Source organism: Variovorax sp. CCNWLW235 (assembly GCF_037204085.1).
Taxonomy (GTDB): Bacteria; Pseudomonadota; Gammaproteobacteria; order Burkholderiales; family Burkholderiaceae_C; genus Variovorax.
The window spans coordinates 59,622-83,162 of the sequence record NZ_JBBCBW010000025.1 but is presented as its reverse complement, the minus strand read 5'-3'; the positions used below and the strand labels follow the sequence as shown (position 1 = coordinate 83,162).

Below are 23,541 nucleotides of genomic sequence, written 5' to 3'. Positions count from 1 at the left end.
AATAAAGGAGGAGGCCGCAGGCCGGGGGACATTCGCGGAGAAAGGTACCCCGTCGGCGGGTGCGCGCCCTGAACAACGCTCAGTGCGCACAATCGAAGAAGTCATCTCAGAACTTCTCCGACCACGGCCGCAGATCAAGCTCATGCGTCCACGCATCGCGCGGCTGCGAATGCAGCATCCAATAACTGTCCGCAATGTGCTCAGGGTTCAGGATGCCGTCGCTTTCCTTCAGCGCATAACGCTCTGGAAAATTGGTGCGGATGAACTCGGTGTCGATGGCGCCGTCGACCACCACATGCGCTACGTGAATGCCCTGAGAACCTAGCTCGCGGGCCATCGACTGGGCCAGCGCGCGCAAAGCCATCTTCGCGCCCGAGAAGGCGCCGAAGTTCGCGGCACCACGTAGCGACGCTGTGGCGCCTGTGAAGATGATCGTGCCGCGATGCCCGCCTTTCGGGAGTTCGCGCGCCACCATGCGCTTTGCAACCTCGCGCCCGTTGAGAAAGCCCGAGAAGCAGGCCATCTCCCATACCTTGAAATACTTGCGCGCGGTTTCTGTCAGGATGCTCTCGGGCACATTGGCGCCGATGTTGAACACCATCACCTCGATGGGGCCGATGGTCGACTCGATCTGCTCGACGAGTGCGACCACTTCTTCTTCCTTGCGCGCATCGCAGCTAAACGCATGGGCGCGGCCGCCTTCGGCTTCGATCTGCGCGACGAGCGGCTGCAGCTTGTCGAGGCTGCGGCGCGTTACGCAGGCGGCATAACCCTCGCGGGCGAAGCGGCGGGCAATGGCACCGCCGGTGGCGTCGCCGGCGCCGACGATGAGTGCGGTCTTTTGCATGGGCGTTCTCTCGCTATTCCTTGTAGTAGACGATCTGGTTCGACGTGGCGAGCAGCAAGCCCTTCTCGCTCCACAAGTGCGCCGCCTGGTCGAAGAAGCCGTTGAAGAACTGCTGCCCCACCGCGCGGCCCAGCAAGTAGCCCGAGCCGACCTCGGCCAGTTGATCCGGCCCGGCATGGAAGTAGGTGGTGATCGACACCGTGCCCGCCGGCACATGCTTGGCGCGGCGCAGCCACACGCGCGGATAGAACATGTCGCTCATCGCGGCGAGCGAGCAGAAGTCGAGCGGCCGCTCCTCGGCATCGCGCAGCCAGAGCCGGCTTTCGCTGTGCTGAAGGCTGCCGTCCCACTTCGCGGGAATGCCACCGCTGATTGGACGCATCTCGTAGCGGTCCAGCCATGCCACGCCGGCGGGGCCGATGCTGAAGCGCTTGACCGCCTCGGGCGGCGGCACCTCGGGCATCGGCGTGTCGCTTTCGCCCCAGGTTTCGCGCCGTGCGGCCGTGACCACCGTGGCCGTGGTCGTCATGTTCGGCGAGCCGCCCGCACCCGGCTGGGTGATCTGCACCGTCCAGTGTTGCGTCGACCGGTTGGTGCGCACCGGTGTGGCCTGCACGTCGAATGGGCCGGCTTCGAGCGCCGCCGCAAAGTTGACGGTCAGCGCGAGCGGCGTGCCCAGCAGGTCCGGGTGCCGCAGCACCGACTGCAGCGCAATGGCGGCCGTGGCGCCGCCGAAGGGCCCGACCATGTTCCAGTAGTCGGGGCTGGTGGCGCCGGTGAAATGCCCGGCGCGGATGTCGCTGTGCTCAAGCGCGAGGGCTTTGTCGAAGGGATGCGTGCTCATGGTGATTTGCAGTGTGCCTCCGATGCGTGGCGTTATGCAGTCGTGTGCGGGACGCCGGGTTGCTGCACCGCGGTAAGTGCGGCCAGGCGGTGCAGCTTGTCGATGGTGCTCGGCCAGAGGCTGCTCTTGAACTGTTCGCGGAAGAAGCCGAAGTGGCCGATGCGCCGCGCCTGCACGTCGGCGGGTGCAATGCGCTCGACGGCACGCGGCGCGCCCGCATAGAAACTCACCAGGCTTTCGGTGCCGGCCAGCGTCATGAGTTCATCGTCGGTCATCGACAGTGCAAGCACCGGAAAGCGCACGCGCCCGTAGCTCTGCAAGGCGCTCTCGCCTTCGGCGCCCACGCTGTAGCGCGGATGAAGGCACCAGCGGCGCCATTGCAGGATGACCCCACGCGGCAGGTCGCCCACCTTCTTGAGCTTGCGGCCCGGAAAGTAGCCGCACAGCCGCGTGACCAGCGGCACCAGCACAAACCAGAAATAGAGAATGCTGCGCTTGAGCTTCGGCGCGTTCTCACGCCAGTAGCCGCTGCCAGCAGCAATGCTGACAAGGCCGTCCACCTGCTCCGGCCGCTGCAAGAAGCCCGGCAGCTGCGCGCCGAGGCTGTGGCCGAGAAGATAGAGCGGCTGCTCCGGCATTACAGCCTTTGCGGCGTCGATCACGGCCTCGTAGTCACGCGCCCAGTCGAACAAATCAGCCTCGAAGCCGCGCAGCGAGGCGCCGTTGCGCGAATCGCCCGAGCCGCGGTAGTCGAAGGTCCACACCTGCAGGCCCTGCTGCGCAAGCCATTGTGCGAAGGGTTCATAGAAAGACTGCCGCACACCCATGGCACCGCCGATGACGATGCTGGCACGCGGTTCGCCGGCCGGCTCGTAGCGGCGCACGGCCACCTGCACGCCTTCGCTGACCTGTATCTGCTGCGCCTGCATGAAGTTGTCTCCTTCGTTTTCTTGAACCAAGACCGCAATCTTTCCGGCGTAGCGAGCGGGATGAGATGCAAGGCGCGGGCGGCGGGAAACCGGAGCGACCTTCAGGGTCGTGAGGATTTCCCGACGGGCCCCGCAACGCCGCAGATCGCCCGCGCAGTAGCCGCCCTACACGCGTTCGAAGATGCCGGCTGCGCCCTGCCCCATCCCCACGCACATCGTGACCATGCCGTACTTCAGGTTTTCGCGCCGCAGTGCGTGCACCACGGTAGCCGCGCGAATCGCGCCGGTCGCGCCGAGCGGATGGCCCAGTGCGATTGCGCCGCCCATCGGGTTGACCTTGCTCGGATCGAGCCCCAGCGTGTTGATGACTGCGAGCGATTGCGCCGCGAAGGCTTCGTTGAGTTCGAACCAGTCGATGTCCTCGTGCTTGAGGCCTGCGTAGCGCAGCGCCGCCGGAATCGCCTCGATCGGGCCGATGCCCATGATGTGCGGCGGCACGCCCTTGCTCGCAAAGCTCACAAAGCGGGCAAGCGGTGTGAGGCCGTATTGCTTCACGGCCTTCTCGCTCGCCAGGATGAGCGCGCCAGCGCCGTCCGATGTTTGCGAGCTGTTGCCCGCGGTGACGGTGCCGCGCGCGGCAAACACGGTGCGCAGCTTGGCCAGGCCTTCAAGGCTGGTGTCCGGGCGGGCGCCTTCGTCGAGGTTCACCGTGCGGGTCTTCGCAATCGATTCGCCGGTCTCCAGGTTCGGCGCGCGGTCGGTCACTTCGATGGGCGTGATCTCGTCGGCAAACTTGCCGGCCTTCTGTGCGGCCAGTGCCTTCTGGTGCGAGGCGAGCGCGAACTCGTCCTGCGCGTCGCGGCTCACCTTCCATTGCTGAGCAACCTTCTCGGCCGTGAGGCCCATCCCGTAGGCAATGCCCACGTCGCCTTCACGCTCGAAGATGGAGGGCGAAAGCGACGGCGAGTTGCCCATCATCGGCACCATGCTCATGCTCTCGACACCGGCGGCGATCATCACGTCGGCTTCGCCCACGCGGATGCGGTCCGCGGCCATCTGCACTGCAGAGAGGCCCGAAGCGCAGAAACGGTTCACTGTGATGCCGCCGATGCTGGTGGGAAGGCCCGCCAGCACGGCGCCGATGCGCGCGACATTCAAGCCCTGCTGCGATTCGGGAATCGCGCAGCCGCAGATGATGTCTTCGATGGCCTTGGGGTCGAGGCCGGGTACGGCGGCGAGTGCAGCCTTCAGCGTGGTCGCGAGCAGGTCGTCGGGCCGGTAGTTGCGGAAGTAGCCGCGATGCGACTTGCCGATGGGAGTGCGGGTGGCGGAGACGATGTAGGCGTCTTGGATTTGTTTCATGGCTTCTCTTCAGTCCTTGTGTCTTGTCTTGCTCATTCGCCCGATGCGACGATGGTCGACTGTTGTCTTGCTCCCTCTCCCGCTCGCGGGAGAGGGCTGGGGTGAGGGCTGTCTTCTTGCAGCGCCTGCAGAATCCGCTCTCGAACGGCATCCGTCTGCGTCAGCACTTCGTTGTTCCAGAACCGGAGAACGCGATAGCCCTGGGCTTCCATGAAGCGGGAGCGGTTCTCGTCATAGCTGGCAGCTTCCACATGCTGCCCGCCGTCCAGTTCAACGATCAACTTCGCTTCGAGGCATGCAAAGTCTGCGAAGTACGGGCCGATGGGACGTTGGCGACGGAACTTGTAATTACTGAGGCGGCGATCTCGCAGGTGGTACCAGAGCAGGGACTCGGCGTCCGTCGGGGTTCCTCGAAGGCTGCGTGCCCTCACCCTAGCCCTCTCCCGCTCGCGGGAGAGGGGACCAGACATGCCTGCGTCCTCTTTCATGGTCTGTGGGTCAGATCAGTTCCGCACCGGCTTCCCCGTGCTCAGCATCCCCATGATCCGCTCCTGCGTCTTCGGATGCACGATCAGCGAGCAGAACGCCTTGCGCTCCAGCGCCATCAGGTATTCCTCCGTCACGAGCGAGCCCGCGTCCACGTCGCCGCCGGTCACCACATTCGCGATCAGGCTGGCAATGTGGAAGTCGTGCGCGCTGATGAAGCCGCCGTCGCGCATGTTCACGAGCTGGCCCTTGATCGTCGCGGCGCCGCTGCGGCCTGCCACGCGGAAGGTGCGGCGCAGTGGCGGGCGGTAGCCGGCGTCGGCCATGGCCTTCGCCTGCTGCAGCGCCACGTAAAGCAGCTCGTCCTTGTTCGGCACGATCACGTCGCTGTCGAGCAGGTAACCGAGCTTCTTCGAATCCAAAGCGCCAGTGCCTACCTTGGCCATGGCCGCGGCGGTGAAACCTTCGGTGAGGAACGGCAGGAGGTCAGACCCCGTGGAGGCCGCTGCGTTCTCGGCCGCGCGGCGCGCAATGTAGGTCAGGCCGCCCGCACCGGGAATCAGGCCCACGCCCACTTCGACCAGGCCGATGTAGCTTTCCATCGCCGCCACGCGTTTCGACGAATACACGGCCAGCTCGCAGCCGCCACCCAGCGCCATGCCGCGCACGGCCGACACCACCGGCACGTTGGCGTAGCGGATCTTGAGCATCACGTTCTGCAGCTCCTCCTCCGCGCCTTCGACCGCGCCGATGCCTGCGACCACAAAGGCCGGCAGCATTGCCTGCAGGTCGGCGCCGACAGAGAACATCTCGTCGGGCGACCAGATGACCAGGCCCTTGTATTCGGCCTCGGCCAGGTCGACAGCGGCGCCCAGCGCTTCGGCCACGTCGGGGCTGATGGCGTGCATCTTCGAATGGATGCTGGCGATGAGCACTTCCCCGTCGAGCGTCCACACGCGCACGTCGCCTTCGTCGCTGATCGTGGTGCCTGCGGTGTTGGCGTCGGCCGCGTTGGCGCCGAGCACGCTCTCGGGGAACAGCTGGCGGTCATGCACCGGCAGCTTGCGCTGCGGCACGAACTTGTTCTGCGATGCGCTCCACGAGCCTTCGGGCGTATGCACGCCGCCGGCCTCGGCCACGGGGCCTTCGAACACCCACTTGGGCAGCGGTGCCGTGCTCAGCGCCTTGCCGGTATCGATGTCTTCCTGCACCCATTTGGCAACCTGCGCCCAGCCGGCTTCCTGCCAGAGCTCGAACGGGCCCTGCTTCATGCCGAAGCCCCAGCGCATCGCAAAGTCGATGTCGCGCGCGCTCTCGGCAATGCTGGCCAGGTGCACGGCGGCATAGTGAAAACTGTCGCGCAGAATAGCCCAGAGGAACTGGCCCTGCGGTCCTTCGCTCTCGCGCAGCAGCTTGAGGCGCTCGCCCGCGGGCTTCTTGAGCATGCGGCCGTACACCTCGTCGGCCTTGGCGCCGGCGGGCAGGTACTCGCCGCTCTGGAGGTCGAAGCGCAGGATGTCGCGGCCAACCTTCTTGAAGAAGCCGGCCTTGGTCTTCTGGCCGAGGTTGCCCAGTTCGAGCAGCTTCGCGAGCACCGGCGGCGTCGAGAAGTTGGCGTAGAACGGATCGGTTTCGGCGTTCAGGTTGTCCTGCAGCGTCTTGACGACATGGGCCATCGTGTCGAGGCCCACCACGTCGGCGGTGCGGAAGGTGCCCGAGCTTGCACGGCCCAGCTTCTTGCCGGTGAGGTCGTCCACCACGTCGGGCGTGAGACCGAACTTCTCGACTTCCTTCAGCGTCGCCAGCATGCCGGCGATGCCGACGCGGTTGGCGATGAAGTTGGGCGTGTCGTGCGCCCGCACCACGCCCTTGCCGAGCGTGCTGGTGACGAAGGCCTCGAGGTCGTCGAGCACCTGCGGTTGGGTGGTGGGCGTGTTGATCAGCTCCACCAGGAACATGTAGCGCGGCGGGTTGAAGAAGTGAATGCCGCAGAAGCGCGGCTTCAGGGCTTCGGGCAGCGCCTCGCTGAGCTTCGTGATCGAAAGGCCAGAGGTGTTCGAGGCCAGGATCGAGTGCTCGGCCACGTGCGGCGCGATCTTCTTGTAGAGATCGAGCTTCCAGTCCATGCGCTCGGCAATGGCCTCGATGATGAGGTCGCACTCGCCGAGCTTGGCCAGGTCGTCTTCATAGTTGGCTTGCTCGATGAGCACCGCATCGGCCACGTCGCCGAGCGGCGCGGGCTTGAGCTTCTTGAGGTTGTCGATGGCGCGCGTGACGATGCCGTTCTTCGCTGCACCTTGAGCGACAGCTCCGGTCGCGTCCTTGGCCGCCAGGTCGAACAGCACCACGGGCACGCGCACGTTGACGAGGTGCGCGGCAATCTGCGCACCCATCACGCCGGCGCCGAGCACGGCGACCTTCTTCACTTGAAATCGGGACATGTTGATTGGTATTTCTTGAATTGAAAACGCAGCGGTCTACTGGACACGGTTCCAGGTCTGGGTGCGCCAGAACGGGCCCAGATAGCCGCGCACTTCGAGCTTCTTGCCGCCATCGATGGGCGTGAAGCTCGCGCGGTATTCCTTGCCGTTCTCGGGGTCGAGGATCTTTCCGCCTTCCCAGACGTCCTTGCCTTCAGCCTTCTTGCCGCCGCGGATGATCTCGAGGCCCGCAATGGGCTTGCCCTTGCGGTCGTCGGTGCATTCGTCGCAAATCGCGTCGGGCTTGGTGTCTTTTCTGAGCGACTTCTCAATGCGGCCGATGAGCGCGCCATTGGCTTCGCCGATGCGAATCTCGGCCTTGGCCTCGCCGGTCTTATCGTCGACGTTGCGCCACAAGCCCACCGGAGTGCTCTGCGCCATGGCTGTGGCAGAAATGGCAGCAAGGACGATGGCTGCAAGCGTCGTTTTCATGAGCGGCTCCGATTGAACGATGTCAACGTACAGGGGCGGCCTCAGGCCAGCGCCGCTTCCGTGTCCATCAGCACCTTGCTGCCGGCGCGCGCCGTGCGCATCAGCGTTGCCGTCTCTGGGAACAGCTTGGCAAAGTAGAAGCGTGCCGTCTGCAGCTTGGCCACGTAGAACGGATCGGTGTTGCCGGCGGCAATCTGGCGCAGTGCCACCTGGGCCATGCGTGCGAACAAGTAGCCGAACACGAAGTGGCCGGCCACGCGCAGGTAGTCCACCGCGGCGGCGCCCACTTCATCGGGGTTCTGGAAACCCTTGAAGCCGATCTCAGTCGTGAACTTGGTGAGCTGGTCGCCGAGGCCCGCAATCGGGTTGATGAACTCGGCCATCTTCTCGTTCACGCCTTCTTCTTCGACCAGCTTGGCAACGAGCTTGCCGAACTTCTTGAGCGACGCGCCGTTGTTGCCCAGCACCTTGCGGCCCAGCAGGTCGAGCGACTGGATGGTGTTGGTGCCTTCATAGATCATGTTGATGCGGTTGTCCCGCACGAACTGCTCCATGCCCCATTCCTTGATGAAGCCGTGGCCGCCGAACACCTGCATGCAGGCGTTGGTCGCAATGTGGCCGTTGTCGGTAATGAAGGCCTTGACGATGGGCGTGAGCAGCGCAACCAGTTCGTCCGAGTCCTTGCGCACCTTCTCGTCAGGGTGGTTGTGCGCCTTGTCGAGCAGCAGCGTGCAGAAGATCTGCAGCGCGCGGCCGCCTTCGGCGTAGGCCTTGGCCGTGAGCAGCATCTTGCGCACGTCGGGGTGCACGATGATCGGGTCGGCTTCCTTGTCCTTGGCCTTCACGCCCGAGAGCGAGCGCATCTGCGTGCGGTCTTTCGCATAGGCCAATGCGTTCTGGTAGGCCACTTCGGTGAGGCCCAGCGACTGGTTGCCCACGCCCAGGCGGGCGGCGTTCATCATCACGAACATGGCCTGCAGGCCCTTGTTCGGCTCACCCACCAGCGAACCGGTGGCGCCTTCGATCACGATCTGCGCGGTGGCGTTGCCGTGGATGCCCATCTTGTGCTCGAGGCCGGCGCAAAAGATCGGGTTGCGCTCGCCGAGCGAACCGTCGGCCTTGACCTTGTACTTGGGCACCACGAACAGGCTGATGCCCTTGCTGCCCTTGGGCGCATCGGGCAGGCGGGCCAACACCAGGTGAATGATGTTGTCCGTCATGTCGTGCTCGCCGGCCGAGATGAAGATCTTGCTGCCGGTGATGCGGTAGCTGCCGTCAGGCTGCGGCTCGGCCTTGGTGCGCAATAGGCCCAGGTCGGTGCCGCAGTGCGGCTCGGTCAGGCACATGGTGCCAGTCCACTCGCCGCTCGTGAGCTTGGGCAGGTAGGTCTTCTTCTGCTCTTCGGTGCCGTGGGCCACCAGCGCCTCGTAGGCGCCGTGCGAAAGGCCGGGGTACATGGTCCAGGCCTGGTTCGCGCTGTTGAGCATTTCGAACAGGCACTGGTTCACCACGAACGGCAGGCCCTGGCCGCCGAAGGCCGGGTCGCACGACAGCGCAGGCCAGCCGCCTTCGACGTACTTGGCGTAGGCGTCCTTGAAGCCCTTGGGGGTCTTGACTTCGTGCGTGGTCTTGTCGAGCGTGCAGCCCTCTTCGTCGCCGCTGATGTTGAGCGGAAAGGTCACCTCGGCGGCGAACTTGCCGGCCTCTTCGATCACCGCGTTGATGGTGTCGGCATCGGTCTCGGCATGGGCCGGAAGCGCCTTGAGTTCATCGGCGACATTGAGCACTTCGTGCAAAACGAACTGCATGTCGCGTACGGGCGGGTTGTAGGTAGGCATCCGGGACTCTCCTGGTCGAAACTTGGATAAAAAGAAAAAGGGGAAAACGAGAAAAAGAACGAGCCGCTCAGCGCACGGGCTTGAGCCGGCGGCTGGCGGGTTTTGCCGCTGCGGGTTCCGCAGCAGGCGGCGGTGCATCGGGCGTGGCACTGCGCGCGAGGATGTTGTCGAAGCCGACGTTCGCGCGGCCGATGGAGCCCGGCACCTGCAGAAAACGTGCTTCGTAGTGCAGCGCGAGGATCAGGCCGTGGATTTCGAAGGCAACCTGCCGTTCGTCGGCATCGGCGCGCAGATGGCCCTCGCTCTTCGATTGCACGATGGCGCGCAAAACGGCCGCCTGCCAGATGCTGACCGACTCCACGAGCGCATCGCGCACCGGGCCGGGACGGTCGTCGAATTCGGAAGCGCCGCTGATGTAGATGCAGCCCGAGTCGATTTCGGCCGAGGTGCGCTTCATCCAGTTGGCGAACATGGCGCGCAGGCGCGGCAGGCCGCGCGGTGCCTCGAGTGCCGGAAAGAACACCTCTTGCTCGAAGCGTGCGTGATACTCGCGCACCACCGAGATCTGCAGTTCCTCGCGCGAGCCGAAGTGGGCGAACACGCCCGATTTGCTCATCTTGGTGATTTCGGCCACAGCGCCGATCGACAGGCCCTCGAGCCCGATCTGCGCAGCCAGCGCCAGCGCCGCGTCAACGATGACGGCCTTGGTCTGCTGGCCCTTCTGGGCCGCGCGGACCGGCTTGGCGGGAACGGCATTGACAGACATCGTGGAAGCTCCGAATAAAACGAACGGTCGTTCTATTTTGCAGGGGCTTTCTGCTTTTGGCCGTCAATGTCCTTCAGGTTTTGAAGGTTAATCGGTGTGGGCGGGACAGCCGGTCGCCGGTCGCCGGTCGCTGCCTAAGTGGACCTTAGGCCAGTTAAATCGGCACTGGCTCTGCAGGTTCTTTGCTAGAGCTCGGCTTGATGTAAGCGTTGATGCAATCTTTCAGGCGGTCGCCAAAGTCGAAAAGCTCATCAACGCTGGAAATGGAAATACGCTCCTCTTCCTTGTTCGCGTCAAACAGTCCGACCACCAGTTTGCTCTCGTTGTTGAATCTAAGTCGGCAAATCGGCTTGCGGTTGTTGTCGTCGAAGAGGATGGCGCAGTAGCTGGCCGCGTCACGGATGAAAACCCGGTTCGGCTTTACCAGCGGGCGAAGGATTGCCCGGACAATCTGAAACGCCTCCAACTCAACCTCTGATGGAACAAATGGCTCGTCAACTGCCCGCGCGCCCTCTTCCACTACTGAGATCGCGGGCGCCAACGTGGGCTCAGGCGTCATTGCCCCTTTCAGACGTTCGTTGATCTTGTCGCCGACGAGTTGCTGAAAAGCGCGTTTCGTCACTAAGGTGAACTGGTCCTTAACCGCGTTCTTGAAGTGCTTGCCAGCCAGGAACTCAGCCGATACGAGCCGCACGAATTCCTCAGGAGGGTTAATCATCCACTCGCTCAGCGTGTTCTGAATCGCCCGCGTGTACTTAAGGTGGTTTGCAGTGGTGAGGATGCTCTCAAGATCGAAGATTGTTTTCGCGAATTTCTTCAACTCTTCGACGTCCTGATCACGGAAATCGAGGATGTTGAATTCGAAGAAGGGCTTCTCGTCCATCTTGTTCGGCTTCTCAAGGTCAGTGAAGAAACGATATACAACACCGTTGGTGAGAACTCCAAATCGAGCTTCGGTCACATGGAAGTAGCGGAAGAGTTGACTGGCATGGTTGATATTCAAGTCACCGCCACTCTTCTTGCATTCAAAGAGCATGATGGGTTTGCCGTCCTTCAAGATCGCATAGTCGACCTTCTCGCCTTTCTTGGTTCCGACATCTGCGATCAGTTCCGGCGTGACCTCCAAAGGGTCGAAGACGTTATAGCCGAGCAGTTGGATGAAGGGCATAACCATCGCGTTCTTGGTCGCCTCTTCTGTTTGGAGTAAGTCCTTGGCGACGGCCACTCGAGAAGCGAGCGATCTGACTTGATCAATGAAATCCACTTCCTGCTCCTTGATTTGTTGAGCCTTGTGCGTATGTGCGGCGCAAGGCTTAGGCATTCTCAGCAGAACTAGGTGGTGTTGCAAGGTTTTGTTACATGCAAGCGCGAACCATTGTGAAAGTTTGGGAGCGGTATCGGATCGCGGCTGGGGTGGCAACCTCTCTCACTTGGCCGTCTGCCGCACCCATCGAAATACTGCGGAAGTAAATCTGTAGAGGGTCAGAAAGATGGCGGAGATGAGAACGCCACGAGCGTTCACATCTCCACCCGATCAGAACTCCTGCGCAACCGGCCGCAGCACCACCTCGTTGATGTCCACGTCCGCGGGCTGTTCCACCGCATAGACCACGGCGCGGGCCACGGAGTCGGCCGGGATCTGGTTGGCTTCGTAGAAGGCCTGCACGCCGGCGGCGCTTTCGGCGTCGGTGCTGCCGAACTTAAGCTCCGAATCCACCGCACCCGGCGACACGATGGTCACGCGCACGCCGCTGTTGCCCATTTCCACGCGCAGCCCTTCGGAGATGGCGCGCACGGCGTGCTTGGTTGCGCTGTACACAGTGCCGATGGGCGTGAACACCTTCAGCCCCGCAATGGACGCGACATTGACGATGTGGCCGCTGCCCTGGGCCTGCATGCGCGGAAGCACTGCGGCAATGCCGTAGAGCACGCCCTTGATATTGACGTCGATGGTGCGGTCCCATTCGTCGACCTTGAGCTTGTCGATGGGCGACAGCGGCATCACGCCCGCGTTGTTGACCAGCACGTCGATGCGGCCGAAGGCTTCGACGGTTGCTGCCGCGAGCTTTTCCAGGTCGGCGCGCCGGGCCACGTCGGTGGCGACGGCAATGGCTTCACCGCCGGCTTCGCGGATTTCGGCGACCACCTTGTCGAGCCGATCGGTGCGGCGCGCTGCGAGCACCACCTTGGCGCCGCGCGCGGCCAGGTGGCGGGCAGTCGATTCGCCGAGCCCGCTGCTCGCGCCGGTGACGATGGCAACCTTGCCGCGGATGTTGTCTTGAACGGATGTCATGGAGGTTCCTTTCGGGGGGTGTTGAAGAAAAACAAGAAGTGCATGCAGTGTCGAAAATCCACGCGTTCCCGTAAATGAAACTCTCGCGACTTCAGAATTCCTGAAAATGGAATACTCCGCCTTTTGAGGTTTTTGAAAGCACCACCATGGCCAACCGCCTCGAAGCCCTGCGCGTGTTCTGCACCGCCGCGGACGCCGCCAATTTCCGCGAGGCCGCCGTGCGCCTGTCGGTCTCGCCCCAGGTGGTGACGCGCGCGGTGCGCGAGCTTGAAGAAGAACTGGGCGAGCCGCTGTTCCACCGCAGCACGCGCGGCGTGCAGCTCACCGATTTCGGCCGGCAGCTTGCCGAGCGCGCCCGCGTGGCGGTGGGCGGCGTCGACGAGCTGTTTCACCAGATCGACCGGCGAACGCTGTCCCGCCACGCGGGCACGGTGCGGGTCACGGCACCGCACATGTATGCGCGGCTCATTCCGCAGGCGCTCGCGCCGCTGCTGGCTGCGCACCCGGGGCTGGTGCTCGACCTGCGCCTTTCCGAGCAGCATGCCGATGTGGTGGACGAGCAGATCGACATCGGCATCCGCGTGGGGCCGATGCGCGATGCGCGCTTTGTTGCGCGCACCGTCGGAAAAATGCCGCTGCATGTGGTGGCCGCACCGGCACTCATCGAAAGGGTCGGCACGCCGCAGAACCTGGATGCGCTTTCGGCACTGCCGCTCACCGCACTGATAGACCTGAGCTCAGGCCGTCCCTGGCCGTGGGCGTTCAGCAAGCGGCGGATCGTCACGGTGACGTCACCGGCCTTCGTGACCGACGACATCGATGCCGAATGCGCCGCCGTGCTGGCGGGCGTGGGCTTCGGCCAGCTCATTGCGCCGCTGGCGGAACCATGGCTGCAAACGGGTGCGCTGGTGGCCGTGCTGGAGGCCGATGCACCGGAGCCATGGCCGATCAACGTCTACCGGCCGCAGCGCGCTCCGGTGCCGGCACGCGTGCGGCTGGTGTACGACGAGTTGATTCGGGTGCTGCGCTGAGGGCGCAGCGCCCCGCGGCAGGTCAATCGTATTTTTGGCCGATGCGCATCAGCTCCGGCGTGCCGATCACGTCGTTGAGCGCGTCGAAGTCCAGCATCTGCGGTCGCCACGGCTGTGTGGTGCGGTGCCGGTGCAGGCTCGCGTAGTAGCCCTGCAGGGTGTGTGCCACCGCGCGTGCCGTGCCGCCCGGAAAGATCGCGATGCGAAAGCCATGGGCCTGCAGCGCGTCCGCATCCTGGATCGGCGTCTTGCCGCCTTCGACCATGTTGGCCAGGAGCGGCACGCGGCCGCCGAAGCGCTGGCAGGCCGCGTCCATCTGCTCGGGCGAGCGCAGCGCCTCGATGAAGAGCGCATCCACGCCGCAGGCGAGGTATGCCTCGGCGCGGTCGAGCGCCGCTTCGAGCCCTTCGACTGCGACCGCATCGGTGCGCGCGAGGATCAGCGTGTTGCTCGATGCGCGCGCGTCCAGCGCGGCCTTGAGCTTGCCGACCATCTCGCGCTCGGGCACCACGGCCTTGCCGTCGAGGTGGCCGCAGCGCTTGGGAAAAGTCTGGTCCTCGATCTGCACCATCGCCGCGCCCGCGCGCTCGAAGCCGCGCACGGTGCGCTGCGTGTTCAGCGCATTGCCGAAGCCGGTGTCGGCGTCGACGATCACCGGCAGGCTCACGCGCTCGGTGATGCGCGCAAGCGTGTCGGCCACCTCGGTGAAAGTGGTTAGGCCCACGTCGGAGCGGCCCAGCCGTGTGTAGGCAATGGAGGCGCCCGAGAGGTACAGCGCCTCGAAGCCGGCCTGCTCGGCCACCAATGCGCTCAGCGCGTCGTACACGCCGGGTGCGAGCACGATGTCGTTGCGCGCGAGCCGGGTCTTGAAGGAGGGGTTCGTCATGGGGACGCTTTCGTCGAATGGATCAATGCGGCGGCGGTGCGCGCCGCGATGTAGCCTCCGGCCACGGCGCTCAGCAGGCCGTTGCCGGAGAGATAGCCCCACACCGCGTCGCCCGAGACGCCGCCCGCCGCGCCACCAGCGGCGAGCAAGTTGGCGAACGGCGTGCCGCCCTGCCGCAGCACGCGCATGTCGGGCGCAGTGTCGAGGCCGCCTTGGGTGTGGAACAACGCGCCCGTGACCTTCACTGCGAAGTACGGCGCTTCAAGTGCGCGTGCAAACACGCGGCCGTCGGCGGGTGGCTTGTTGCCGCGCATGGCATCGAGCGTGGCCTGCAGAACGGTTTGCTCGCAGCCGATGCAGTCGGCCAGCGCAGCCGCCGATTCGCAGCGGCGCAGCGCACCCGCAGCTTCCGCATCGCAGAAGTCGGGAAAGCCGCGCGCCAGCGCGAGCAGCGGCGCATCGAACACATTCCACGCAATGCCGCCCGGCTGCGCGAGCACGTGCACCGCGGCCTCCGAGTAGCCCTGCGTCTCGTCATGGAAGCGTCGGCCCTCGCAGTTGACCTGCACGCCGCCTTCCATCATCACGGCCCACGACATCAGCGCCCCTTGCGGCGTGACCCACGAGCCATGGCCCTGGTAGCTGCCCAGGTCGCGCAGCCGCGCGCCGAGCGACTCGCCCCAGAGGATCGCGCTGCCGTCGTTGCCGGTGTGGCCTCCGAAGGTGGCCTCGGCCATCTCGGGCAGCAGCGCGCGCACCATCTGCGCATTGCCGCCGAAGCCGTTGCAGGCGAGCAGCAGCGCGTCGCAGGCCAGCGTTTCGCGGCTGCCGTCGGGCCGGGCGTAATCGACGCCGACCACACGGTCTTCGGCATCGAGCACCAGCGTATCGACCAGCGCCTGCGTCAACACAGGAATGCCTGCTGCCTCCGCGGCAGACTGCAGTGCGGCCATCAATGCGGCACCGGTCTTTTGTGGAAGCGCGTGCATGCGATGCAGGCTGTGCCCCGGATAGAGAAAGCCGTCGAGCAGCATCCACCGCAGCCCGTGCCGCTCCTGCAGCGCATCGAGCGCCGGCCCGATGGACTCTGCATAAGCCGCGACCAGCGCAGGCGCCGCGCGCCCGTGGGCCTTGGCCTGGATGTCGGCGGCGAAGCGCTCGGCGCTGTCGCCCTGCACGCCATGCGAGCGCTGCGTGCGGGTGCCCGGCGCGGGAATGAAGCCCGAGGACAGCGCGGTCGATCCGCTCGGCAGCGCGTCGCGCTCCAGCACCACGCATTCCACGCCCGCATCGGCCAGCATCAGCGCGGCCGTGAGCCCGCAGGCGCCGCCGCCGACGATGGCGACCGGCACATGCGCATCGGTCTCGACCCGTTCCGCGCGGCGGATGAGGCGCGAGGGGCTTGCGGTCATGCGAGCGATGCAGTGAAGGCCGCGCAGTCCGTCACTTCGGCCACGTTGCGCATGTCGGCCAGCGAGGTCTGGTGGCGCTCTTCGCCGAAGGCCGCGCAGCCGTCGGCTAGCACCAGCGTGCGGTAGTCGCGCATGTGCGCGTCGCGCACCGTGCTGGCGACGCCGCCATTGGTGACGATGCCGCAGACCGCGACGATGTCGATACCCGCACGGCGCAGCACCCAGTCGAGCTGCGTGTTGAAGAACGCCGAGTACGCGACCTTGCTGACCGTCACGTCGACGAGCCCGGCCAGCGCATCGACGTTCGCCTGGCCCCAGCTGCCGGGCGCGAAGTCGCCCTTCTTCAGGTATGGCCGCAGCGCCTTCAGGTGCGGCGAGACCATCGGCTCGCCGTTCGCGTCGGGCCACAGCGTGAACTGGCTCGCGACCACGAGGCCGCCCGCAGCCTTGAGCGCGCGCGCCACCTCTGCCACGCGCGCCGGCAGCAGCAGCGCAGGCGGGTTGGTGTCGCCGCCGCGCGCATACGCGCCGTTCACGTCGAGAAAATCGTTCTGCAGGTCGATGATGACCAGCGCCGTCTTCACCGCAATGGGTTTCACCGCTTCGCTCATGACAGCCTCACCAGCAGATTGCCGTGCGCATCGACCTCGGCGTGGAAGCCGGGCTCGAGCCACACGGTGGTGTCGGCCTGCTCCAGGATGGCAGGGCCTTCGATGCGGGCGGCCACCGGCAGTTCGAGCCGCGCATAGCGCACGGCCTCGTGCCACTTGCCGTGGTGGAACACGCGCTGCGTGCCCAGCGGCGCGGTGCTGCCCTCCCCTTCGGGTGCGAGCACCTTCAGGTCGAACTTGGGCCGCACGCCGATGCGCGCATAGCGCAGGTTCATCACGCGCACAGGGATGCCTTCGAGCACGCGACCGAACGCGGCGGTGTAGCTTGCCTCGAACGCGGCGCGGATCGACGCGGCCGTGAGCGGCACCTTGCCTGCATCGGCGAGCACCACCGGCAGCGTGTGCGTCTGGCCCGCGTAGAGCATGTCGAGCGCAATGACTTCGCGCACTTCATCGAAGCGCACGCCGGAGGAGTCGAGGCGCTGCTGGCAACTGGCCGCCAGTTCGTGGATGCGGCGCTGCACGTCGCCCACATCGAGTTCGGTCAACGGCTTGTTGAGCGTCTGCACCGCGTCGTGGCGCATGTCGGCTATTACGCAGCCGAGCGCCGAGGTCACGCCGGGGTAGCGCGGCACGATGCCCGTTGCCACGCCCACCTCGCGCATCATGGCGCACACATGCAGTGCGCCGCCGCCGCCGAAGGGCATGTAGGCAAAACGGCGCGGGTCGTGGCCGCGTTCGATGGAGACGAGGCGAATGGCGCCCGCCATGCGCGCATTGGCCACCGTGAGAATCGCCTCGGCCGCGGCATGCACGTCCAGGCCCAGCGGGCGCGCGACGTGTTCCTCGATGGCCTGGCGCGACTTCTCCGCATCCAGCGCCGCGAGCAAACCGCCGCCCAGCGGCCGGTCCGCCGCGATGCGCCCCAGCAGCACGTTCGCGTCCGTCACCGTCGGGCGCATGTTGCCGCGCCCGTAGCACGCCGGCCCCGGCACGCTGCCGGCCGACTCGGGGCCCACCTGCAGCATGCCGCTCGCATCCACCGAGGCGATGGAGCCGCCGCCCGCGCCGATGGTCTCGATCTGGATCATCGGCGAGCGGATCACCATGCCGAACTCGATGGCAGTCTGCGCGGCCAGTGCGGCCTCGCCGTTTGCGACCAGCGACACGTCGAACGAGGTGCCGCCCATGTCGCCGGTGATCGCGTTCGGAAAGCCCGCCGCGCGCGCGATGGCCGCGCAGGCGATCACGCCGGCCGCGGGGCCGGAGAGCGCCGTGCGCACCGGAAGGTCGCTCGCGGTCTGGCGCGACATCACGCCGCCGTTGCTCTGCACCACCAGCAGTTCGCCCGCGAAGCCCTGGCCGCGCAGGTCGGACTCGAGCCGGCCGAGGTAGCTTCCCACCACGGGCTGCAGTGCGGCGTTGAGCGTGGCGGTCGAGCAGCGCTCGAACTCGCGGATCTCTGGCAGCACTTCGCTCGCAGAAGTGACGTGCGGATTGGGCCAGAACTCGCGCACCGCAGCGACGGCGAGGCGCTCGTTCTCGGGGTTCGCGTAGGTGTTGATGAAGAATACGCACACGGCCTCGCAGCCGGCTTCGAGCAGCGAACGCGCTTCGGCGCGCACCTGTTCGAGGTCGACCGCGGTGTGAAGCGTGCCATCGGCCAGCACGCGCTCGTCCACCTCGCGGCGCAGGTCGCGCGGCACCACGGGCGTGAAGCTGCCGCGCAGGCCCCAGGTCTCGGGGCGGTCGCGGCGGCGCATCTCCAGCACGTCGCGAAAACCCCGCGTGGTGATGATGCCGGTGCGCGCCACCTTGCGTTCGAGCAGCGCATTGGTGCCGACCGTGGTGCCGTGCACGATGGTGGCGATGGCCGCGGCCGAATCGGCCACCCGCGCCACGCCGTTCATGAAGCCGCGCGCTTCCTCGCCGCGCGTGGACGGCACCTTGACGATGCGCGCCGTGCCGTTGGCCTCGTCGAGCACGAAGAGGTCGGTGAAAGTGCCGCCGACATCGACGCCGACGACAAGGGATTTACCAGTGGAAGTCATTCGAACGCTTTCTTGTCGCTGCTGCCGGCATTGGTTCCGGCGTGAATGCCGGTGGTCACATAGCCCATCGCGCTGTCGGCTTGGCGCTGCGGTGCGGTCCGCTCGGCCGCATGGCCCCAGCCGCCGCCGCCGGGCGTTTCGAGCCGCACGCGCTCGCCGCGCGCAAGCTGGATGCCGCGCATCTTCGAGATCATCGGCGGCGTGTGCCACCTGCCTTCGTTCTCGTAGCTGAACCTGTTGACCGCGCCTTCGCCGCCGCCCGCAATGCCCTTGGGCGGCGAGGTGCCGCGCTCACCGAAGACGAACACTTCGGCGTCCTTCTCCAGCAGTTCGATCTCGTAGACGGCGCCCAGGCCGCCGCGGTGCCGGCCGTCGCCGCCCGAATCGGCGCGCAGCGACCACTCGGTGAAGCGCACCGGATAGGCGGCTTCGAGAATTTCGAGCGGCGGAATCGTCGCGGTCGAGATCGGTGCATTGCCGTGCGAGAGCCCGTCGCCGCCCGAGTGCCCGCCATGGCCGCCGCCGAAGAAGCTGAACATCACCCAGCGCTGGCCTTCGCGGCCCTTGTCGCTGCGGTGGCCCGCAATCGACAGCGCGTTGATCGTGCCGTAGGCCTGCGCCACGGCGCGCGTGGGGTCGGCCTGCGCGGCGGCGCTGAAGATCACGTCGATCATCCGCAGGATGGTTTCGGTGTAGCCGCCGACGGGGCGCGGGCGCTCGCAGCTGATCACCAGCTTGTCGGGAATGTTGAAGTCGACCGCGTCGAGCACGCCGGCATTGGCGGGCACGTCGGGGAACAGGTGCTTCAGCGCGACGTAGCAGGCCGCCACCGCGGTGGCGCGCGAAATGTTCACCGGCCCCGCGCATTGCGGCGAGGTGCGCGAAAAGTCGAGCAGCAGCCGGTCGCCAGCCACCGTCATGTCCAGCGCGATGGTGAGCGGCTCATTCGTGATGCCGTCGTTGTCCAGCACGTCCTCGAAGCTGTAGCGCCCGTCGGGCAGCGACGCGATGTGCGAGCGCATGAGGCGCAGCGCGCGGCCGCGCAGCTCACCCAGCGCGTTCAGCACCAGGTCGTCACCGTATTCGTCGAGCAGGCCGTTCAGCCGCTTCTCGCCGAGCTCCAACGCCGCGAGCTGGCCGTTCAGGTCGCCCCAGAGGCTGTCGGGCAGGCGCGTGTTGGCCTGCAAGATGGCGAGCACATCCGCATCGAGCACACCGCCGCGCACGATGCGCACCGGCGGAATCTGCACCGCCTCCTGCCAGCACTCGGTGGCGGCCGGGTTGTAGTTGCCGGGCACCGCGCCGCCCACGTCGTGCCAGTGCGCAGCCGAAGCCATGTGGCAGTAGAGCTTGCCGTTGCGAAAGAAGGGCTTGACCAGCTTGAAGTCATTGGCGTGCGTGCCGCCGTCGTACGCGTCGTTGCTGATCCAGATGTCGCCGTCTCGCATGCCGCCGCGGGGTTCGGCCGCCTTCACGGTGGCGCGCACTGCGAAAGCCATGGCCCCCACGAACACCGGCAGGCCCGACTTGCCCTGCACCAGCGTGTCGCCGCTCGCCGCGTCGTACAGGCCGTGGCAGGCGTCGTGCGCCTCGGCAATGATGGGGTTGAACGCGCTGCGGTAGAGCGTGGCGTCCATTTCGTCGGCCACCTGTTCGAGGCGGCCGCGCAGCACGGCGAGCGTGACCGGGTCCAGGGTGCCCGTGGAGGAAGAAGGTTCAGACATTGCTTGCTTTCTGGATGGGCGTGGCGCCGGCGCGCTGGCGCAGTTGATTCATCAGTCCGCCGGCGCGAACCATGTCCATGAGAAATCCGGGCACGGGCTCGCATGCCAGCCGCGTACCTTGGGACGAAACGACGGCAGGAGCGGCGATGTCGAGCGCGATGCGTTCCCCGTCGCCCAGCGATTCGGCTTCGGCGCAAGTCAGCAGCAGCAGGCCGACGTTGAATGCATTGCGAAAGTAGAGCCCGCTGTAAGACGGCGCTATCACCGCCGCAACGCCGAGTTGCACGAGCACGGCCGCAGCCTGCTCGCGCGAGGAGCCGATGCCGAAGTTGGGGCCGGCCACGATCACGTCCCCCGGTTGCACTTCGCTCGCGAACTCGGGGCGAATGGCTTCGAGGCAGTGCTTCGCGATGATGTCGATGCCGTGCTTCATCGCATGGCCGGGTGCGAGCGCGTCGGTATCGATGTCGGCGCCCAGGCGCCAGACACGGTGCAATGTTTCGGTGGTCATACGAGCACCTCGCGCGGATCGGTCACGCAGCCGCGCAATGCAGCCGCCGCCACCGTGTAGGGCGAGCCCAGATAGACCTGCGCGCTCGGCGAGCCCATGCGGCCCTTGAAGTTGCGCGCCGTGGTGGAGATGACGGTGACGTCGTCGCCCATCGGGTCGCCGTAGCCGGAGCATGCACCGCACGCGGTCGGGAACAGCTCGGCGCCCGCGTCCATCAGCACCTGCAGCACGCCCTCGTCGCGCGCCGCCTCCTGGTCGCGAATACTCGCGGGCGCCACGATCAGGCGGATGCCGCTCGCCACCTTGTGGCCGCGCAGCACTTGCGCTGCAGCGCGCAGGTCGTCGAGCTTGGCGCCGGTGCAGGCGCCTATGTAGGCCACATCGACCGGCGTGCCCGCGTAATGGCTCACGCCGTGCGCGTTGGCCGGGCTGTGCGGCGCGGCGACATACGGTTCGAGCGTAGAGCCATCGAAGCGATGGTCGGTGAGCGCGGCGCCTTCGTCGGTGAACCAGGGCACCATGTCGACAGGTGGCGCGCCGGCCCCGGCCAGGAACTCGGCGGTGGTCGCGTCGGGCGCGATCAGCCCGGCCTGCGCGCCCAGCTCGGCGCTCATGTTCGAGAGCGTCATGCGCTCCTGCATCGACAGCGCCGCGACCGCGGGCCCCGCGAACTCGACCGCCTGGTAGCGCCCGCCGTTCATGCCGAAGCGGCCGATCATGTGCAGCATCATGTCCTTGGCGGTCACGCCCGCCGGGAGCGCGCCGTCCCACCACATGCGGATGGTTTCGGGCACGCGCAGCCAGATCTCGCCGGTCACCATCACGCCCAGCATCTCGGTGCTTCCGATGCCGAACATGTAGGCGCCGAACGCACCGCCCGTGGGCGAGTGCGAATCACCGCCCACGCACAGCATGCCGGGACGGATGTGGCCGTGCTGCGGCACCACCACGTGGCAGATGCCCTGGCTGTCGTACACGTGCGGCAGCTGCTGGTCGCGCGCCCAGTCGCGCGCGATGCGCACAATGCGGCGCGAGTCGTCGTCTCTCTCGGGCACATAGTGGTCCATGACCAGCACCACGCGCGAGCGGTCCCAGATCTGCGCGCCCAGTTCCTCGAGCATGGGTTTGAGGCGCCGCGGGCCCGAGGAGTCGTGGAACATCGCCAGGTCGACGCCGCAGGTCACGATCTCGCCCACGGACACCCGCTCGCGTCCGCTTGCGCGTGCGATGAGCTTCTGCGCCAGCGTCTGGGCCGGCGCGCGGGTTGGAGCCGTCGATGTCATTCCGGCTTGGCTCCCGAGAACTTGACGACCTGCGCCCAGCGCGTGATCTCGCTCTGCACGAAGGCGGAGAACTGTTCGGTCGAGTTGCCGACGGGAATGGCGCCTTCGGTCTCCAGGCGCTGGCGCATGTCGGCTTGCTGCAGCGCGTGGCGTGCGGCATCGCCGATCTGCTTCACACGATCCGCGGGCATGTGGGCCGGGCCGAAGAGCCCGAACCACGCGCTCGACTCGTAGCCCGGCAGCGCCTCGGCAATCGCCGGCACGTTGGGAAAAGCGGGCAGCCGCTTGGCCGTGGTCACGCCCAGCGCCTTGAGCTTGCCGGCCTGGATGTGCGCCTTCACGTTGCCCACGGCCGCGAACATCAGCTGCACCTGGCCCGCGAGCACGTCCTGTACGGCGGGCGAAGTGCCCTTGTAGGGAATGTTGACGATGTCCACGCCCGACTGCATCTTGAAGGCTTCCCCCGCCATGTGCAGCGAGGAGCCCACTGCGCCGATCGCGAAGTTCAGCTGCCCCGGCTTGGACTTGGCGAGCGCGATGAGTTCGCGCACGTCCTTGGCGGGCATCGAGGGATGCGCGACGAGGATCGAGGGCGAGGTCGCCACGCAGGTGAGCGCGGTGAAATCCTTCACCGGATCGAAGGGCAGCGTCGGGTAGAGCGTGGCGTTGATCGCGTGGCTGGTGAAGCTCATCAAGAGCGTGTTGCCGTCGGGCGCCGCCTTGGCCACCGCATCGGCGGCGATGTTGCCGCCCGCGCCGGGCCGGTTCTCGACGATGAGCGTGCGGCCGAGCGCCGGGCCCATGCTCACGGCAAGCGAGCGCGCAAGCGTGTCGGTCGAGCCGCCCGCGGGCGCGCCCACGAGAATGCGCACCGGCGCATTGCCGATCTGCGCAAAGGCGCCGCCGGCCCATGCCGCGGCCAGCGACGAGAGGAGGATGTCGCGTCTTTTCATGTGTTGTGTCTCCGAGGAATCGGGATGTTTTTCTGAGGGCTTAGAGCCCCAGGTAGGCGCGCCGCAGTTCGTCGCTGCCGAGCAATTCGCGGGGCAAGCCCGAGAAGCGCACGCTGCCGTTCTCCAGCACGTAGGCGCGGTCGGCGATCTCCAGCGACTGGCCCACGTTCTGCTCGACCAGCATCACCGCGAGGCCGCCGTCGCGCAGCTCGCGGATCAGAGAGAACATTTCTTCGACCAGCAAGGGCGACAGGCCGAGCGAGGGTTCGTCCAGGATCAGCAGAATCGGCTCGGCCATGAGGCCGCGAGCGATGGCCAGCATCTGCTGCTCGCCGCCGCTCATCGTGCCGGCGTGCTGCGCCATGCGCTCGCGCAGCCGCGGGAAGATGTGGAACATCTTCTCGACATTGGCCGCGCGCCGCTCGCGGGCGCGGGTGAAGGAGCCGAGCTCCAGGTTCTCCAGCACGCTCAGGTTGGGAAACACCTTGCGGCCTTCGGGCACCTGGATGAGGCCGGCCTTGACCACGTCGCGGTAGTGCGCCCCGCTCAGGTCCTTGCCGTCGAAGCGCACCGTGCCGGCCCAGGCGGGGCACAGGCCGCAGACCATCTTGTTGAGCGTGGACTTGCCCGCGCCGTTGCTGCCGAGCAGGGCGACCATCTCGCCCGCGTTTACCTCCAGGTCGACGCCGCGCAGCACCTCGACGCGGCCGTAGCCGCCGCGCAGGCCTTGAATCTCGAGCAGCGCGCTCATTCGAATACCTCCGTGCTTCGCACTGCGGTGCGAGCTTGCTTGGGAGCGGCC

Annotated in this window: 21 protein-coding genes; 1 reads left to right on the top strand and 20 read right to left on the bottom strand. The window is 66.3% G+C overall.

What is annotated here, in order from left to right; genetic code table 11:
• Window positions 1–106 precede the first annotated feature (106 nt).
• The 11 genes from V9L21_RS22540 to V9L21_RS22490 form a co-directional block, all read right to left on the bottom strand.
• Window positions 107–847: an SDR family oxidoreductase gene (locus V9L21_RS22540; protein WP_337315102.1), complete on the bottom strand. Its 741-nt coding sequence runs from the start codon at window positions 845–847 to the stop codon at window positions 107–109.
• 13 nt (window positions 848–860) lie between these two features.
• On the bottom strand, window positions 861–1,691 hold the full coding sequence (locus tag V9L21_RS22535) for an acyl-CoA thioesterase (RefSeq protein ID WP_337315101.1): 831 nt from the start codon (window positions 1,689–1,691) through the stop codon (window positions 861–863).
• A 32-nt stretch (window positions 1,692–1,723) separates the two neighbouring features.
• Entirely contained in the window at window positions 1,724–2,620 is an 897-nt protein-coding gene (locus V9L21_RS22530) for an alpha/beta hydrolase family protein (protein ID WP_337315100.1), read from the bottom strand.
• 165 nt (window positions 2,621–2,785) lie between these two features.
• The gene (locus tag V9L21_RS22525; RefSeq protein WP_337315099.1) at window positions 2,786–3,982 is read right to left on the bottom strand and encodes an acetyl-CoA C-acyltransferase; all 1,197 of its coding nucleotides are present in this window, start codon (window positions 3,980–3,982) and stop codon (window positions 2,786–2,788) included.
• A gap of 32 nt (window positions 3,983–4,014) precedes the next feature.
• Window positions 4,015–4,470, bottom strand: a complete 456-nt coding sequence (locus tag V9L21_RS22520) for an endonuclease domain-containing protein (protein WP_337315098.1) — start codon at window positions 4,468–4,470, stop codon at window positions 4,015–4,017.
• Window positions 4,471–4,485: 15 nt separating this feature from the next.
• Window positions 4,486–6,909, bottom strand: a complete 2,424-nt coding sequence (locus V9L21_RS22515) for a 3-hydroxyacyl-CoA dehydrogenase/enoyl-CoA hydratase family protein (protein WP_337315097.1) — start codon at window positions 6,907–6,909, stop codon at window positions 4,486–4,488.
• 36 nt (window positions 6,910–6,945) lie between these two features.
• Complete coding sequence (locus tag V9L21_RS22510; protein ID WP_337315096.1) at window positions 6,946–7,380, bottom strand: DUF2147 domain-containing protein; 435 nt, start codon at window positions 7,378–7,380, stop codon at window positions 6,946–6,948.
• A 41-nt stretch (window positions 7,381–7,421) separates the two neighbouring features.
• Window positions 7,422–9,218: an acyl-CoA dehydrogenase C-terminal domain-containing protein gene (locus V9L21_RS22505; RefSeq protein WP_337315095.1), complete on the bottom strand. Its 1,797-nt coding sequence runs from the start codon at window positions 9,216–9,218 to the stop codon at window positions 7,422–7,424.
• A 67-nt stretch (window positions 9,219–9,285) separates the two neighbouring features.
• Window positions 9,286–9,984, bottom strand: coding sequence for a TetR/AcrR family transcriptional regulator (locus V9L21_RS22500; RefSeq protein WP_337297947.1), 699 nt, complete (start codon window positions 9,982–9,984; stop codon window positions 9,286–9,288).
• A gap of 154 nt (window positions 9,985–10,138) precedes the next feature.
• Window positions 10,139–11,305 (bottom strand): type I restriction endonuclease, encoded by a 1,167-nt coding sequence (locus tag V9L21_RS22495; protein ID WP_337315094.1) that lies wholly within the window; start codon window positions 11,303–11,305, stop codon window positions 10,139–10,141.
• 213 nt (window positions 11,306–11,518) lie between these two features.
• Window positions 11,519–12,277 carry an SDR family oxidoreductase gene (locus tag V9L21_RS22490; RefSeq protein ID WP_337315093.1) on the bottom strand — a complete coding sequence of 253 codons (759 nt, stop codon included), beginning with the start codon at window positions 12,275–12,277 and terminating at the stop codon, window positions 11,519–11,521.
• 146 nt (window positions 12,278–12,423) lie between these two features.
• Between V9L21_RS22490 and V9L21_RS22485 the strand changes: the two genes are divergently transcribed.
• Window positions 12,424–13,308, top strand: a complete 885-nt coding sequence (locus V9L21_RS22485) for a LysR family transcriptional regulator (RefSeq protein WP_337315092.1) — start codon at window positions 12,424–12,426, stop codon at window positions 13,306–13,308.
• A gap of 22 nt (window positions 13,309–13,330) precedes the next feature.
• On the opposite strand, the gene V9L21_RS22480 is transcribed toward V9L21_RS22485, so the two are convergent.
• Genes V9L21_RS22480 through V9L21_RS22440 form a run of 9 tightly spaced genes read right to left on the bottom strand, consistent with a single transcriptional unit; the run spans window position 13,331 to window position 23,490 of the window.
• Complete coding sequence (locus tag V9L21_RS22480) at window positions 13,331–14,194, bottom strand: isocitrate lyase/PEP mutase family protein (protein ID WP_337315091.1); 864 nt, start codon at window positions 14,192–14,194, stop codon at window positions 13,331–13,333.
• Window positions 14,191–15,606 carry an FAD-dependent oxidoreductase gene (locus V9L21_RS22475; RefSeq protein ID WP_337315090.1) on the bottom strand — a complete coding sequence of 472 codons (1,416 nt, stop codon included), beginning with the start codon at window positions 15,604–15,606 and terminating at the stop codon, window positions 14,191–14,193. The genes V9L21_RS22480 and V9L21_RS22475 overlap by 4 nt, the downstream gene beginning before the upstream one ends.
• Window positions 15,603–16,217: a cysteine hydrolase family protein gene (locus V9L21_RS22470; protein WP_337315089.1), complete on the bottom strand. Its 615-nt coding sequence runs from the start codon at window positions 16,215–16,217 to the stop codon at window positions 15,603–15,605. Before V9L21_RS22470 ends, V9L21_RS22475 begins: the two co-directional genes overlap by 4 nt.
• Window positions 16,214–18,268, bottom strand: coding sequence for a hydantoinase/oxoprolinase family protein (locus tag V9L21_RS22465; RefSeq protein ID WP_337315088.1), 2,055 nt, complete (start codon window positions 18,266–18,268; stop codon window positions 16,214–16,216). The genes V9L21_RS22470 and V9L21_RS22465 overlap by 4 nt, the downstream gene beginning before the upstream one ends.
• Window positions 18,265–19,992 (bottom strand): hydantoinase B/oxoprolinase family protein, encoded by a 1,728-nt coding sequence (locus V9L21_RS22460; RefSeq protein WP_337315087.1) that lies wholly within the window; start codon window positions 19,990–19,992, stop codon window positions 18,265–18,267. Before V9L21_RS22460 ends, V9L21_RS22465 begins: the two co-directional genes overlap by 4 nt.
• Window positions 19,985–20,503 (bottom strand): LeuD/DmdB family oxidoreductase small subunit, encoded by a 519-nt coding sequence (locus V9L21_RS22455; protein WP_337315086.1) that lies wholly within the window; start codon window positions 20,501–20,503, stop codon window positions 19,985–19,987. Before V9L21_RS22455 ends, V9L21_RS22460 begins: the two co-directional genes overlap by 8 nt.
• A complete protein-coding gene (locus V9L21_RS22450; RefSeq protein ID WP_337315085.1) occupies window positions 20,500–21,786 on the bottom strand; it encodes a 3-isopropylmalate dehydratase large subunit in 1,287 nt (428 codons plus the stop codon). Before V9L21_RS22450 ends, V9L21_RS22455 begins: the two co-directional genes overlap by 4 nt.
• Window positions 21,783–22,739, bottom strand: a complete 957-nt coding sequence (locus V9L21_RS22445) for a tripartite tricarboxylate transporter substrate binding protein (RefSeq protein ID WP_337315084.1) — start codon at window positions 22,737–22,739, stop codon at window positions 21,783–21,785. Before V9L21_RS22445 ends, V9L21_RS22450 begins: the two co-directional genes overlap by 4 nt.
• Window positions 22,740–22,779: 40 nt before the next feature.
• Window positions 22,780–23,490, bottom strand: coding sequence for an ABC transporter ATP-binding protein (locus V9L21_RS22440; protein ID WP_337315083.1), 711 nt, complete (start codon window positions 23,488–23,490; stop codon window positions 22,780–22,782).
• Between the last annotated feature and the right edge of the window lie 51 nt (window positions 23,491–23,541).